18 protein-coding genes and 1 pseudogene are annotated in these 13,459 nt (G+C 48.6%); 8 read left to right on the plus strand and 11 right to left on the minus strand.

Annotated features, from left to right (window positions below):
- Positions 1-352: 352 nt before the first annotated feature.
- The gene (locus tag AC286M_RS36970; RefSeq protein WP_488209160.1) at positions 353-976 is read right to left on the minus strand and encodes a DUF1016 N-terminal domain-containing protein; all 624 of its coding nucleotides are present in this window, start codon (positions 974-976) and stop codon (positions 353-355) included.
- Positions 977-1,519: 543 nt separating this feature from the next.
- Between AC286M_RS36970 and AC286M_RS36975 the strand changes: the two genes are divergently transcribed.
- From AC286M_RS36975 to AC286M_RS36985, 3 genes are all read left to right on the plus strand, one after another.
- Positions 1,520-2,275 (plus strand): ParA family protein, encoded by a 756-nt coding sequence (locus tag AC286M_RS36975; protein WP_488209161.1) that lies wholly within the window; start codon positions 1,520-1,522, stop codon positions 2,273-2,275.
- Entirely contained in the window at positions 2,272-3,216 is a 945-nt protein-coding gene (locus AC286M_RS36980) for a ParB/RepB/Spo0J family partition protein (protein WP_488209162.1), read from the plus strand. Before AC286M_RS36975 ends, AC286M_RS36980 begins: the two co-directional genes overlap by 4 nt.
- A 143-nt stretch (positions 3,217-3,359) precedes the next feature.
- The gene (locus tag AC286M_RS36985) at positions 3,360-4,166 is read left to right on the plus strand and encodes an aldo/keto reductase (protein WP_488209163.1); all 807 of its coding nucleotides are present in this window, start codon (positions 3,360-3,362) and stop codon (positions 4,164-4,166) included.
- Between the two features lie 508 nt (positions 4,167-4,674).
- Here AC286M_RS36985 and arfB read toward each other — a convergent pair.
- From arfB to AC286M_RS37000, 3 genes are all read right to left on the minus strand, one after another.
- Positions 4,675-5,088, minus strand: coding sequence for an alternative ribosome rescue aminoacyl-tRNA hydrolase ArfB (arfB, locus tag AC286M_RS36990; RefSeq protein ID WP_488209164.1), 414 nt, complete (start codon positions 5,086-5,088; stop codon positions 4,675-4,677).
- Between the two features lie 136 nt (positions 5,089-5,224).
- The gene (locus AC286M_RS36995) at positions 5,225-5,590 is read right to left on the minus strand and encodes a nucleotidyltransferase family protein (protein ID WP_488209165.1); all 366 of its coding nucleotides are present in this window, start codon (positions 5,588-5,590) and stop codon (positions 5,225-5,227) included.
- Between the two features lie 129 nt (positions 5,591-5,719).
- Complete coding sequence (locus AC286M_RS37000) at positions 5,720-5,995, minus strand: UPF0175 family protein (protein WP_488209166.1); 276 nt, start codon at positions 5,993-5,995, stop codon at positions 5,720-5,722.
- 113 nt (positions 5,996-6,108) lie between these two features.
- Between AC286M_RS37000 and AC286M_RS37005 the strand changes: the two genes are divergently transcribed.
- Entirely contained in the window at positions 6,109-6,360 is a 252-nt protein-coding gene (locus AC286M_RS37005) for a UPF0175 family protein (protein ID WP_488209167.1), read from the plus strand.
- Positions 6,361-6,553: 193 nt separating this feature from the next.
- Complete coding sequence (locus AC286M_RS37010; RefSeq protein WP_488209168.1) at positions 6,554-6,712, plus strand: hypothetical protein; 159 nt, start codon at positions 6,554-6,556, stop codon at positions 6,710-6,712.
- On the opposite strand, the gene AC286M_RS37015 is transcribed toward AC286M_RS37010, so the two are convergent.
- Complete coding sequence (locus tag AC286M_RS37015; protein WP_488209169.1) at positions 6,693-7,598, minus strand: LysR substrate-binding domain-containing protein; 906 nt, start codon at positions 7,596-7,598, stop codon at positions 6,693-6,695. The two genes, AC286M_RS37010 and AC286M_RS37015, sit on opposite strands and share 20 nt — an antisense overlap.
- 135 nt (positions 7,599-7,733) lie before the next feature.
- Between AC286M_RS37015 and trpB the strand changes: the two genes are divergently transcribed.
- Positions 7,734-9,002: a tryptophan synthase subunit beta gene (trpB, locus tag AC286M_RS37020; protein WP_488209170.1), complete on the plus strand. Its 1,269-nt coding sequence runs from the start codon at positions 7,734-7,736 to the stop codon at positions 9,000-9,002.
- Between the two features lie 25 nt (positions 9,003-9,027).
- Positions 9,028-9,825: a tryptophan synthase subunit alpha gene (trpA, locus tag AC286M_RS37025; RefSeq protein ID WP_488209171.1), complete on the plus strand. Its 798-nt coding sequence runs from the start codon at positions 9,028-9,030 to the stop codon at positions 9,823-9,825.
- On the opposite strand, the pseudogene AC286M_RS37030 reads toward trpA, so the two are convergent.
- The 6 genes and pseudogenes from AC286M_RS37030 to AC286M_RS37055 form a co-directional block, all read right to left on the minus strand.
- Positions 9,811-9,951, minus strand: a pseudogene (locus AC286M_RS37030) (PEP-utilizing enzyme); the annotation flags it as partial. The gene trpA and the pseudogene AC286M_RS37030 overlap by 15 nt on opposite strands.
- Before the next feature lie 82 nt (positions 9,952-10,033).
- Positions 10,034-10,585 (minus strand): dihydrofolate reductase family protein, encoded by a 552-nt coding sequence (locus AC286M_RS37035; RefSeq protein ID WP_488209172.1) that lies wholly within the window; start codon positions 10,583-10,585, stop codon positions 10,034-10,036.
- 165 nt (positions 10,586-10,750) lie between these two features.
- Positions 10,751-11,389 (minus strand): glutathione S-transferase family protein, encoded by a 639-nt coding sequence (locus tag AC286M_RS37040; RefSeq protein ID WP_488209173.1) that lies wholly within the window; start codon positions 11,387-11,389, stop codon positions 10,751-10,753.
- Positions 11,390-11,541: 152 nt separating this feature from the next.
- Complete coding sequence (locus AC286M_RS37045; protein WP_488209174.1) at positions 11,542-11,919, minus strand: DUF6463 family protein; 378 nt, start codon at positions 11,917-11,919, stop codon at positions 11,542-11,544.
- Positions 11,920-11,942: 23 nt separating this feature from the next.
- Entirely contained in the window at positions 11,943-12,428 is a 486-nt protein-coding gene (locus AC286M_RS37050) for an anthrone oxygenase family protein (RefSeq protein WP_488209175.1), read from the minus strand.
- Positions 12,429-12,585: 157 nt separating this feature from the next.
- On the minus strand, positions 12,586-12,777 hold the full coding sequence (locus AC286M_RS37055) for an NAD(P)H-binding protein (RefSeq protein WP_488209176.1): 192 nt from the start codon (positions 12,775-12,777) through the stop codon (positions 12,586-12,588).
- A gap of 164 nt (positions 12,778-12,941) precedes the next feature.
- On the opposite strand from AC286M_RS37055, the gene AC286M_RS37060 reads away from it, so the two are divergent.
- Complete coding sequence (locus tag AC286M_RS37060) at positions 12,942-13,367, plus strand: CHAT domain-containing protein (RefSeq protein WP_488209177.1); 426 nt, start codon at positions 12,942-12,944, stop codon at positions 13,365-13,367.
- Positions 13,368-13,459 lie beyond the last annotated feature (92 nt).

Below are 13,459 nucleotides of genomic sequence, written 5' to 3' on the forward strand. Positions count from 1 at the left end.
GGCCTACTCCAGCTATCGACCGTCGCTGGAGAATCTATCGGGCTTACCGTGTTCCGTCCGTTCGAGATGCGACCCAGCAAGGTTCCACCTACTACTCCGGTGGGGCTTGTGTCCTTCGTTATCAGTCCATACAACCTGATAACCACCCACGTACCTTTTGGTTAGAGTGTCTCAGCCTGATTTCACTCTCTGCAAGTATTACGAAGCTTACAGTGATTCGCTTGCGCTAACCTGTCTGGGTCTTCCTCTTGCAGTCTCTACAGAAGGAGGCTTTCTGTAGTGTCCGCTTTCGTGCCTTGCATTCCAGTGGGTTCATTGCTTACTGCCACTGTAGGCGGAGTCGGAGACTCTGTTACGTGAGGACAGAGAGAAGGAGTCTCTGGAGAGGTTGCCCTCTCACTCGAAACAGGCGACTTTCACGTCGCACGTACGGATCTTTAACCAGTTGTTGCGCCAAATCAGATTGAGGGGCAGGCAAGGCCCGCTCAAAGTTCGTCACTGCTCCACCTTGCCGCTGGTACAGATTACTCTCAATCTGCATTACCAAAATATTGCGACTCCACCCGTTAGTAATCGTTCGCTGTACGTACCAGAGTCGTTCATCCTGATCCTTCACCAGCTCCAACAACCGGATATTGTGGCCCCACGGAATTTGGCCAACAAGCTGTTGGACAATTTGCTCATCAGGATAGGCCTCGGCAAACGCGCGCATATTTTTGAGATTGGAGCGAGAAAACCCCTTCATGTCCGGGAATTCTTTTTTGAGATCTGCCGCTAGCCGATCAATTACCTTTGCACCCCAGCCTTCCGATTCTTGCTTAGCCAGAATATCCTGCCCAATTTGCCAATAGAGATAGATCAGCTCTTGGTTTACGGCCAACGCAGCTTTCACCTGCGCTGAACGAATACGCTGCTTTAAGCCATTCAGGAAATCGTTATAGTTGCGATCGGAAAAAAGAGAAGACTGTCGAGGCATGGTTATTTGTAGTCGCCAATGATGTGAGACGAGGAAAATTTCTGATTAGTAAGGATTTAGTTTGGTTGCTTCTAGCTACATTATTCGAGCCGTCATCGTATATCCTAAGTTACTGACTGAGAAAACGAACGCCATTCGAGCGGTAAATTGGGTGTTTGAAGGAGCAGGGGAGCAAGGGAGAAGTGGAGCAGGATTTGCGCTTGAAGGCCAAAGGATTGCGAGTTACCCAAAACGTTTTGGGTAATTCACGACAAAGACGAAAAGCTCAGTATATCAAGCCTTTCTTGAACTCAATGAAGATAGATCATGATAAAAATCCGATGCTCCTAGATATCAGTTATTAATCCTTCCAACACTGTCAGTTCTAACAACGACCAAAGCTCCTCCACGTCTAAAGCCTCTAAAGTCCTGTCACAAATCATGCTCTAATTAGACCTCTTGCATGAATCGAAAAACACAACGTAATCATAGAGGTTTCAGCCTTCAAACTCTGGTTCGTGCAAGAGGTCTATTCCGTCCATTCCAAATATCCATTCCGAATCTATGAGTAAAGTCATTACGCTATTTAATCAGTCAGGAGGGGTTGCCAAGACCACACTGACAATGAATCTGGGGTATCACCTCGCCAAGAAGCGACATCGAGTGCTATTGGTTGACATGGATCCCCAAGCATCATTAACCACGTTTCTCGGACTCGATCCCGTCGAGCTATCGCAAACGATCTATGAATCGGTGGTGGGTGAGGAAAGCCTGCCGATTCATCATAAGATCCACGGTTGTGATGTGGTTCCATCCAACATTAACTTGAGTGCCGCTGAGCTAGAGCTGGTTTCTGCGCTGATGCGTGAAATGCGGCTCAAGGATGCGCTAGCTCCAGTGCTGGATCAGTATGATTTTATTCTGATCGACTGTCCTCCGAGCCTTGGCATTTTGAGCGTGATTAGCTTGGCCGCAGCAACTCATGTGCTGGTACCAATTCAGACTCAGTTCAAGGCATTTCAAGGAACTGATTTGCTGCTGAGCACTATTGCCGGACTGCGATCGCGCGTTAACCGCTCACTTGCGATCGCAGGTTTTGTCCCCACGATGTACGACAGCCGCACCGCTCAAGAAAGCCGAACGCTGAAAGCCATTCAAGATCAGCTATCTGTCTTAGGGACTGTCTTTGATCCCATTCCAAAATCGATTGCTTTTGCGGATGCTTCAGAAGCTCGTCTGCCGTTGGCAGTTTATAACGCCAAGCATCCTGCCGTTCGCGTACTGAAGAAAATTGCCACTGGCATGGAGAAACTGACGTGAATACCCGCAAAAAAGATCAGCCTTATACCAGTCAACTGAGAGGCGTCGCAGCACTCTTGGGAACGCAGCCAATCGACTCAGCCACAGAGGCCGCCGCCGAGTTTGTAGAGATTAGCCAAATCACACTGCCCAATTCTCAACCACGTCGATACTTCGATCCCCAAAAGCTACAAGAACTCTCAGCCTCTATTAAAGAACATGGTGTTTTAGAACCATTACTGACTCGTTCATTGAATGGTCAGTACGAACTAGTCGCTGGAGAGCGCCGTTACAGAGCCGCCAAGCTTGCTGGGCTAACACAAGTTCCGGTTGTCGTAAAACAGCTTACCGATCAGGAAGCGCTCCAGCTGGCCCTAATCGAAAACCTTCAGCGTGAGGATCTCAATCCGGTAGAAGAAACACAGGGCATTCTCGATCTGCTGGCCGTCCGCCTCGACACCACTGTAGAAGAAGTCATTTCACTGCTCCATCGGATGCAGAATGAAGCAAAAGGCAAAGTTACCCAAAACGTTTTGGGTAACTCACAAGGTCAAGCTATCCAAAACGTTTTCGACTCACTTGGCTTGATTGGTTGGGAATCCTTCGCGACCAGTCGCCTCCCCTTACTCAAACTGCCAACTGATGTGCTGGATGCACTGCAAGCAGGAAAAATTGCTTACACCAAGGCAAGTGCGATCGCGCGGATTAAAGATGCCGATCAGCGGCACAAATTATTGACAGAAGCCATCAAGCAACAGTATTCACTATCCCAAATCAAAGCCCAAATTAAACACATTCAGGCACCAGCCAAACACATCACACCTTCAGCCGATTTGGGTCATCGTGTGGATCAAGTCTACAAAGCTGTAAAGCACTCTAAGGTCTGGAATAACCCTCAAAAGCGAAAGCGACTTGAGAAACTACTGACGTCGATTGAAGATTTACTAGAATCTGGACAGTAATCCCGTTGCTCTTTCATAGAAATCCAGATCTGCTGTGTGAGCATCGGGGCAAGCGGCGGTAGAGCTGCTATCCGTAGCCGTATTGAGACAATTAACATGCATCTGCGGTTAACAGCCTGTCAAACACAGGAAGATGACAAAAAATGCACCTCACTACACTTCAAGGTCAACCCGTCAGTCGGCTCGGTTTAGCCAGCCAGTATATCGAAGAGGCCAATTGCGTTCCCACTGCTTTTGATGCCGGAATCAACTATTTCTTTTCCTACAGCACACCGACTGGTATCTTTCTCCAAGAACTGCGATCGCTAGTTGCAGGCCATCGTGAACAGCTAATCGTCGCAACGGGCAGCGAACATCGTGATACCAAGCCACTTCAGCATCGACTTGATGAAATCCGTCAGCAGTTAAATACAGATATTGTGGACGTGTTCTTTCTAGAATATATTTCTCCCGATGAAGACATAAATCGAGTCAAAACTGCAATCGAGCAACTGTACACATGGCAACGACAAGGATCAATTCGCTATGTTGGTATTACCACTCATAATCGGTCAATTGCCTTAAACTTTGTGCAGACGCAGCAATGTGATGTGCTGATGCACCGCTACAATATGGCGCATCGACAAGTTGAAGCAACTGTTTTGCCTGTTGCTCAAGCTGCTGAAATTCCCGTCATTGCATTTACCTGCACTCGCTGGAGCACTCTTTTGCAAGGCCATCCAGATTGGCCAGACTCACCACCATCCGCATCCGATTGTTATCGCTATACGCTTCAACAACCGTCGGTTCACTGCGCGCTTACCAGCCCGAAATCGCTATCCCAGCTTCAAGAAAATCTCAGCGTTTTAACGGCTCCACCTCTACCTCCGGCTGAGGTCAAACGCTGGCAACAATACGGAGATCTGATCTATGGCAGTGGACAAGACTCATTTGAAACACGCTGGCCATAGTTAACAAGATTTCAATTTAAAAATCTAGATCTAAGTAGGTACGGGCTGAAACCTGCATCTGTGTAACTGAATGCAAACAAGAGGTAAACCGATTGATGGCTATAGCCTTCGAGTTGTTTGCAAATCTCAACATGGCGTAGTTTTTCTACCCCAACCTACTTACTAGGCAGTAATTCATCTCGTAACAACCAAATCTTTTGGCGCACGTGCAAGAGCTACAGCAACACGGCTACATTTTGGGAGCACAAGAATTACCCAGAAAAAACGGTCTGCCAGCATTCAGTTCCAGGTCAATCCCGAGAAGATCAGCTGTCACGAATGAGCCATGCATATCACCTCGTGCACCTTTGTTTCTAGACCAAAAAATATTGACCACTTGTCTTGAGGCTTTGAATTAACTGGTATATGGCAAAAGAAGATAAGTTCATTCGTGTTAATTTGTAGGATTCTCGCAAAAGTAACACGAATGAATACTATTCAGCTTCATCTTACTGTCGGCACTTTCACATTAGTCGCGGATGTTGCCACGTAAGGATTTGAGCTGACTCCTTTTGGTTTTACTATCAAGGCGTTTTTGCTTTGCGCGGCGAGAGGGTTTGGTGGGTTTGCGCTTTTTGGGGGTGACAGTCACGCTTTTGATCAGGTCTTTGAGTCGATTGAGGGCGTCTTCTTTATTTTGGTCTTGGGTGCGGTGCTGCTGAGCTTTGATGACAATGATGCCGTCTTTGGTGATGCGGCTGTCATTGAGAGTGAGCAGACGTTCTTTGTAGAGAGGAGACAGGGAAGAGGCATTGATATCAAAACGCAAATGAATGGCGGTGGCCACCTTATTCACGTTTTGACCACCGGCACCTTGCGATCGCACTGCGCTGATCTCAATTTCGTTGAGCGGGATGGCTGTATGTTTAGTAATTTGCAGCACGATTTGGCAAGGGGTCGTTAACTAGATCGATCGTATCAGTTGAGGCCAGAACTGTCAGACTATAGGGATTGGTCTACTGCCGTTAAAAACTGGCAAAATGCTTGGGACTCTTGTATGTGTGGCATGATCTATTGGCTCATAGCGTTATCCCTTGATCAATGCCAGCTTGCAGATGAGGGCTAGCGGTTTCAACTTCAACCAAATCGATAGAGAAGCCAGACAGGGCCGTCAACCGAGCCACTGCTTTGATGTAGTCAGTGGAAGATAAGCCCCAAACGGCTAGGTCTAGATCTGAGTTTTCATGAAAAGATGCTTCGCTTAGCACAGAGCCAAATAAGACAATCTGCCTGACGCCAAATTCCTCCCGTAGGACTTGAGCCGCGTTTTGAGCTACAGCTAGCCCTTGCTCCCGACGTTGGCGGAGTTGATCGTGTTGTTGCTGCTGTCTGCAGCGGGCGGTATCGATGTAAACCTGCATTTTAGCGGCGGGGGGCAGTGCCATAGTTGTTGATTGCTCTACTCCATTACTCCGTCTTAGTCTATAACGCTGCTTATATCTTGCAAGAGATCGAGATGATTAAGGCAAGCAAGGGCAATCAGGAGGCTGGAGTTAGATACCACAAGCATCGGCCTAGTGTTCCATGAGCTGCTCAATCGCTTTGACTTCAGCGGTCAGTTCATTTAGAGTTTCACTGAAGTAAGAAATTTGGTGTTGAGCCAGAAGCTCGATAAAGCTATGTTTTGAGATGCCGAGTAATTCTGCTGCTTTGCCAGCCGAAATCCGTTGCTGTCGAAAGAGATCCAGCGCGAGAAGCTCTATAAGATGCTGGGGAAGCTGCGATTTAGGGATGTTTAAGGCTTTCACAAAATCGCGAGGTGGATTGAGATTGATGGTTAGATTGCTCATGGGTTTAGGATTTTACCGATACTCCCATCATGCAGCCATCTAACCGAAAAGACTGACCTGCGATCGCAACTATAAGAAGCAGGTCAAAGTTTGCTATCTCTAGGAGAGTAGCCATGATTCAAATCCAGCTCAACTTACCCGAAAGTGCCTTCTCCGCGCTGCGTAGCACTCCTGATGAATTCGGCCAAGAACTGCTAATCGCCGCTGTTGTGAAATGGTATGAAGTGGGCATGATCTCTCAATCGAAAGCCGCTGAAATTGCAGGCATCAGCCGCCAAGACTTTCTCCAGGCATGCGATCGCTTTAAAGTTTCACCCGTCCAAACCACTCCAGAAGAACTGACTGAGGAGGTTAATCGCGGTTAGACGCTAGGTAGCTCAGTGCTTTGCTGCTCATGAGCTTAGCCTAGATGAACCTGCGTGAAGAAAAAACAGTTATTCGTGTTGTTTTAAAGAATTCTATTTTAGGTGACACGAATAATGGGTGTATTTTTAGAGAAGGTGCGATCGCATTACGTCAAGCCAATTATCTTTCACCTAGAGTGGGAATAGGAAGATCTTGGTCGAGGTTCATCAGGTTGTGCGTGATCTAGCCGGAGCTGTACTTGCCGATGAACACGTTGGTCACCGTTTCATCATTGAACACGGCTTAATTCGAGCGATGGAAGTTTGTCCGCTGCCATCACCGACCTCGGTTCCTAACCACTTCTTCCAGTGATGCTATCTTCCACATAATGGTGGATTGTCTGAATAAACTCGCGCAGCACAGGCGATGGATTTTGAGAGCGCCATACAGCCAAAGTCTCAATCTCAAACGTCGGTTGTATATCCTTGTAGACTACCCCAGTCCGCTGTAGATTCTGCATTGAGGCGGGCACGAGTGCAACCCCGATTTTTCCAGCAACTAGACCTAATGCGGTTTGGAGCCACCGGGCTTGTTGCACGACTGTTGGGATAAACCCATTGTCCTGGCAAAGGTTCAGGACTTGATGATAAAACCCTTGTCCTAGGTGAGACGGGGGTAGAATAAATGGTTCTTGGCTGAGCACCTTGAGGGGAATTTTGGGGTGAGATCGGAGTGGATGCTCTTGATGGATGGCAACAATTAGTGGTTCTTTGAGGACAGAGAAAAAACTCAAATCGCCATTGCTGGGGATTGGGGCATTGAGGAAACTACAATCAATCGTGCGATCGCTCAGCCGTTGAATTTGCGTTTGAGAATCCAGTTCGCATAAGCTCAACTGAACCTGGGGAAATCGAGTTTGAAAGGCGTTCAGGATAGTTGGCAGAACACTTTGAGTTACGGTGCTATTAAACCCAATCGCTAAGTGTCCGACTTCTCCTCGATTGGCTTGTTGAGCCATCAGAGTTGCCTGTTCAACTTGAGCCAAAACCAACTGCGCCTGCTTTAAGAAGGCTTGTCCTGCATGGGTCAACTGAAGGGGACGCTTATCCCGTTCAAGCAACTGCACGCCCAGTTCAGTTTCCAGCGCCCGAATTTGCTGGCTCAGAGGTGGCTGAGCCATGTGTAACCGCTCAGCCGCTCGACTGAAATTTAACTCTTCTGCAACCGTGACGAAGTATCGCAGGTGCCGTAGTTCCATTGTTGAAGCTCATCGCTGATTTCAAGACTATATCTCAAAAGTATAGTGGGCCGATCTAACCAATATTGGACATATCAAAACCCTGCTCTTATCGTTTCAGTAGGACTGTTTACCCGATTGAAGCAGCACAGCATTATGGTTATCTCATCATCGGTAGGGGCGATCTCCACCCCCCAATTACTAAGCCAGAAAGGATATTACGGCGAGTTTGGCGGACGCTTTACGCCTGAGATTTTGCATGAAACATTGGAGGCAGTCACCGCTGCCTATCAAGCTGCCAGACAGGATCAGGCGTTTTGGAATGAGTTTGTCGCCTTGTTATCTAACTATTCTGGTCGTCCGACATCCCTCACCTATGCCGAAGGTTTAACGCGTTACCTAGGGGGTGCCAAAATTTTCATCAAGCGAGAAGACTTAAACCATACCGGTTCACACAAATTGAATAACGGGCTGGGGCAAATGCTGCTGGCTAAACGGATGGGCAAGACGCGAGTGATCGCAGAAACAGGCGCGGGTCAACATGGCGTCGCAACGGCCACGCTTGCCGCCAAGTTCGGACTCCGCTGCACCATTTACATGGGGGCGATCGATGTTGACCGGCAATATCCGAATGTGTTCTGGATGCGAAAGTTGGGGGCAGAGGTCGTCCCTGTTTCATCTGGAACTCAAACGCTCAAAGATGCGATGAATGAAGCGTTGCGGGATTGGTCTACTCACATGGACACCACGCACTACGTCATCGGAACCGCCTGTGGGCCGCATCCGTTTCCAGAAATGGTCGCTTGGTTTCAATCGGTGATTGGACTGGAAGCGCGATCGCAAATTCTGCAACAGGCTGAAACCTTACCGACAGCCGTTTATGCCTGTGTCGGAGGAGGCTCCAATGCGATCGGGATTTTTAGTGGATTTCTGGATGATGCAGGGGTGCAGTTAGTGGGCGTAGAAGCAGGGGGATTGGGCATCCATACACCGCATCATGCCTCGCGCTTAGCAGCATCTGATGCATCTGTTGGAATTGCTCAGGGGTACAAAACCTATTTTCTGCAAAACCAGGATGGACAAATGCAGGATACCCATTCTGTCGCAGCAGGGCTTGACTACATTGGTGTTTCACCTCTTCTGGCTCACTTGACTCAAACGGATCGCATTAACGTTAAGGCCGCAACCGATGCAGAAGTGCTTGAAGCGTGTCAGTTGTGCATGAGTCAAGAAGGATTAATTCCTGCTCTGGAATCGGCTCATGCGTTTGTTCAAGCCTTCAAAGATGCACCCCACTACACGTCCAATGACTGCATTGTGATTAATCAATCCGGACGTGGTGATAAAGATATTTTCACAATCGCCAATGCTTTTGGTGATACTGAGTGGAAATCATTTTTAAGCAATCAAGTATCCTCATTCTAATAGTAAAAATAAGGTATTAAAGAAGTTGATAAAAACATTATCTACATCGACTCAATTAGAGCAGTTCATTGTTGAACAGCGCCAGCAGAAAGACATTTTACTGATGTCTCATACAGTACTGGGCTATCCATCATTTCAAGATAATTACTGTGCGATCGACGCCATGGTGAAAGCAGGAGTTGAATTAATTGAACTTCAGTTTCCTTTTTCAGAAGCGATCGCAGATGGCGCTCTATTGCTGAACGCCAATCAATCCGCTATCCAAGCCGGAACAACGATCAAAGATTGCCTTTGCTTTGCGGCTGAGATCACCCAGCAGTATCGGCAAACACAGTTTATTATCATGACTTACTACAATGTTGTCTATTATTATGGTGTCGAACAGTTTGTCCAAACCGCTGCCAATTCTGGTATTACTGGAGTGATCATTCCTGATCTACCACCGGAAGAAGCTAAGACCTATGTTGCAGCCTGTAACCATCAAGGCATTGCCACGATTTTTTTATGCACACCGAATAACTCTTCTGAGCGGTTACAGCAGATTGCTAGAAGCACAAGTGGAATGATTTACTGTACCGCTCGCAACGGTGTGACAGGACATGAAACACAATTTTCAACCCAATTTGACCGCTATGTTGAATCGGTTCGGGCATCGGTTCAACTGCCGATCGGGGTTGGATTTGGCATTCAATCTCAAGCAGCCATTTCTCAACTAAAAGGACAAGTCGATATCGCGATTATCGGTACCCAAGCTGTGAAATTGTACGTTGAACAAGGAGCAGCGGCATTAGAAGCGTTTATGCGAGATTTACGAACTGGCTAGGACTTCTACATACCCTTCTGTTCCATGCACGCGAATTTGTTGCCCATCTTTGATCCGTTTGGTCGCATGATTGACTCCGACTACGGCTGGTAAGCCATATTCACGGGCGGTCACGGCTCCATGCGTTGTTCCCCCAGGTTCGCGCCTTTGCCCCCGACAACGGTGAGCTTTGTTTGATCAATATCTTGAAGACTAAGTACATAAGAACTCATTTACGCACCTCATAGCGCAATTCGACCATGCCGTTGCCAAGCTGCTGGACAGACATTAAACACAGATTTGGACTCAGCACCCGACGAGGAAATAGCGGCTTACCTTTGCCAAGCGTAACCGACCCAATTTGGATGATGAGTTCGTCTAAAAGACCAACATCGTAGAACTGACCTGCGAGATCTCCTCCCCCGACAATCCAGATATTCTTCTCTCCTGCGGCAATTTGCATTTCAGCATGAATATCGCGCACATCACCTTTGACAAAATGTAGGTTTGCACCTTCGATGAGCGGCAGTGTGCGACTGGAAAATATCCAAGCTGGCTGGGTGTAGGGCCACGGTGAGCCGACCTCGGCAACGACCTGTTCTGCGTTGCGGAGCATCCACTCATAAGTAGTAGACCCCATTGCCAACGCACCGACATTCGCAATGAATTCTGGATAGCTAGAGTGATTGAGATCGCCAAGTGGAAATAGCCAGTCTAGTGAGTCATCTTCGGTTGCAATAAATCCATCCAGACTGGTCGCTGTAAAGTACTGAGTTTTCATGACCTGCACCTCCTCAAAAGGCTCTTTACCCAATCGTTGTTTATGATGCCACCTGCTCAGTGATCCATTGCACCAGTTGCAACCTCCACCACCCAACTTGATACGGTCGGTGTGCAACGAGATTGTTGGATGGCTCCTCGCTGCCATTGCAGGGTTGAGTATTGCTCAGTCTGCCGCAGCAAAATGCGCCATCTGGTCTGCGTGTGCCTTCATAAATGAGGGGCGTGCCGTGGCGCGCGCAACATAGTCATGGCAAGCAGGATATACCGTCAACCCGTCGAATCGATCAACCAGGCGCAGCACATCCGCCATGAGAATATCGGCAATCGAGAAGGTTTCGACCAACCATTCGCGTCCGGCCAAGACGTTTTCCATGTGCTGGAGCCGAGCCTCAAGGAAGCTCTCAAAAAACTGCCGCATGGGAGTTTCGTCGGTGTCACCTGAGAACTGGAAGAATGACCAGGGCTGACTGGCGGCTTCGACTGAAGCAAGAGCTGCGAATAGCCACTGCTTGACATCATTGCGATCGTGCGGCTCAGTAGGCATCAGCTTGCTGCTCAGTTCGCCCAGATGAAGCAGGATGGCACCACTCTCGAAAATAGAGAGGTCTCCATCGGTTAACCACGGCACCTGCCCGAAGGGTTGGTGCGAGAAATGATCGCTGCCGCGATCTCGAAATGGCACACTATTGACGCGATAGGGTAACCCAGCCTCTTCCAGTGCCCAACGCACGCGTAAGTCGCGCACATAGCCTCGCGGAGCTTCGGGAACCCAATCGAACGTGGTGAGAATCAGATCGGTCATTCAGTGAACCCTCACGCTTAAATAACGGTATGTTATGTCGTTTGAAAGTCTTGCCCTTTGGACGTTACAGTTGAAGGAGTGCAGCAGGCCAGTCTTTTGTTCGTCTTCACGGATGGTGTTGAGTAACTAGCAATGGGTATTCATCCTGTCATTCAAATGGTCTGTTGAGCCTGTCGTGAAGCCGCGATCGCATGAACAGCAGTCATCAGCACCAGCCAGAAGCCTGTATCGATATCCAGGACAATGCCGAAAATGGCAATTGCCAGCAGTCCCCAACCCACAAACGATGGTAGGGGTAGGGCTAATTGATGTTCGATCCAGTAGCACAGCAGGCCGAAAAGGATGAGCAAAAAACCTGGTGTCAACAACCAGTAGTAGCCCCAGATGCTTAAGGAGTCTGGGCTTGCAGCATCAACGACTCCGGCAGCAGCAATGTCCTGCCAGATGTTGCTGAAACCGAAAAATCCCGGCATCAGGAGCGCTAGCAGGGAGTGAAGCAGACCAATGCCCATCAAAGCGAAGCCGGTCATTTTTCTTATAGTGATTGTTTCCCTCAAGCTAGGGTGATGAGTAGCGCAACCAGGCTCAAAAGCCCGAAGACGGCTCTGGCGACGTGGGAATATTCCCAGCGATCGCGCAACTCCGTCCAAACGGGGGTGTCCGTTTCGCTGGAAGAGCGGGTGCCAAAGGTGAAAAAACCAGAGCTAAAGCGATCGAGGCTTTCCCCTTCGACCCAAAACTGATTCACCGGATGGGTGATTAGCCAGTACACCGCCTGCATACCGATGAGTCCGATCAGCGCCAGGAGCGTCAGCCAAAACTCGGCGCTACCGGCTGGCGTTAGCCATAGCAGGGTTGCCGTCAAGATAATGCTGACTGGCTCGCTGATGCCCCCATCGTAAAGCCGGGATAGTAGATAGTTTGGGTAGCATAGTAGGTTTCCTGATTGAGCCTCATTTTTCCGGGTAATTCCAGCGCGTGGGCTAGAGCCAGCGAGCTCAACCAGCAATGTCGTCGTAATTTGCAGTAGGTTAAACACGATTGATTTCTCTCTACATCATCCATATGTTGGCTTCTGTGGCCAATCGGCAGGTAAATCCTCAACATCCTCCTGCCAACCATAGGACATATTCATGGAGTAGTCGTTTGAAAAAGGGGGGGATCGACAAGGGAACGAAAATTTTCAACCCAATTCTCTAGGTAGATGAGAATTTGTCTTGAATCAGCTTTTTGTAAAAAAGTTGATCTGATTCACCTCCCTGTTCAGCTAACGGTCTGGCCCGTTCTGGGGAGCGAGTTACCGCGACGACCTCATGTCCTTGAGCCAGCAACTGGGTCATCAGCGGACAACCGATCGCCCCTGTCGCTCCTGCAACAAAAATTTTCATCTATTGAATCTTAAAGACAGTAAAACATTCACCCATAAGACGAGATAGCCTCATCGGTTGTGACAAGTCGCCAAAATTCGGGTGCTGTTTCCTTGGCCGGAAGGATAGGCAGCAACTACTTCATCCGTTACGCTGAGAGTGTTTTGGAGCTATCACGAATTTAGTTGCAATCGCACCGTGCTGATCTCGATTTTGGCAATGGCGAACGGGTCACGCTGCGTGACATCGGTGAATGGTCGCTGCCGCAGACTGACCTGGTTGTCCTGAGTGCCTGTGAAACGGCTGTGAGTGAAGAACTGGGCAACGGGGAAGAGATCCTCGGCTTTGGCTACCAGATGCAGCGGATTGGCGTGGAAGCTGCGATCTCATCGCTGTGGCAAGTGAGCGATGGGGGAACGCAAGTGCTGATGAATACGCTGTATGCCTCATTGCAAGATGGTCACAGTACCGCAGCAGCTTTACAACAAGCACAGATGGCGTTAATCGCAGGCGAATGTTACGGGGTAGAAAACTGCGATCTCAGTTTTCCAAGAGGTATTGCGGAATTGGAATTGAGCCAAATCAGCCATCATCTGTCAGCACCAACCTGAGCCATCCCTACTACTGGGCACCGTTCATTCTGATTGGCAATGGCTTATAACATTAGTGTTGATGGCCCCCCCAAATCCTGACCAGATGTCTA

This window comes from Thainema salinarum CENA647 (assembly GCF_057732415.1).

What these genes read in the sequence shown, in the direction of transcription:
- AC286M_RS36970 (WP_488209160.1), bottom strand. Translation starts at nt 976, where the DNA reads ATGCCTCGACAGTCTTCTCTTTTTTCCGATCGCAACTATAACGATTTC.
- AC286M_RS36975 (WP_488209161.1), top strand. Translation starts at nt 1,520, where the DNA reads ATGAGTAAAGTCATTACGCTATTTAATCAGTCAGGAGGGGTTGCCAAG.
- AC286M_RS36985 (WP_488209163.1), top strand. Translation starts at nt 3,360, where the DNA reads ATGCACCTCACTACACTTCAAGGTCAACCCGTCAGTCGGCTCGGTTTA.
- AC286M_RS36995 (WP_488209165.1), bottom strand. Translation starts at nt 5,590, where the DNA reads ATGGCACTGCCCCCCGCCGCTAAAATGCAGGTTTACATCGATACCGCC.
- AC286M_RS37000 (WP_488209166.1), bottom strand. Translation starts at nt 5,995, where the DNA reads ATGAGCAATCTAACCATCAATCTCAATCCACCTCGCGATTTTGTGAAA.
- AC286M_RS37005 (WP_488209167.1), top strand. Translation starts at nt 6,109, where the DNA reads ATGATTCAAATCCAGCTCAACTTACCCGAAAGTGCCTTCTCCGCGCTG.
- AC286M_RS37015 (WP_488209169.1), bottom strand. Translation starts at nt 7,598, where the DNA reads ATGGAACTACGGCACCTGCGATACTTCGTCACGGTTGCAGAAGAGTTA.
- trpB (WP_488209170.1), top strand. Translation starts at nt 7,734, where the DNA reads ATGGTTATCTCATCATCGGTAGGGGCGATCTCCACCCCCCAATTACTA.
- AC286M_RS37035 (WP_488209172.1), bottom strand. Translation starts at nt 10,585, where the DNA reads ATGAAAACTCAGTACTTTACAGCGACCAGTCTGGATGGATTTATTGCA.
- AC286M_RS37040 (WP_488209173.1), bottom strand. Translation starts at nt 11,389, where the DNA reads ATGACCGATCTGATTCTCACCACGTTCGATTGGGTTCCCGAAGCTCCG.
- AC286M_RS37045 (WP_488209174.1), bottom strand. Translation starts at nt 11,919, where the DNA reads ATGACCGGCTTCGCTTTGATGGGCATTGGTCTGCTTCACTCCCTGCTA.
- AC286M_RS37055 (WP_488209176.1), bottom strand. Translation starts at nt 12,777, where the DNA reads ATGAAAATTTTTGTTGCAGGAGCGACAGGGGCGATCGGTTGTCCGCTG.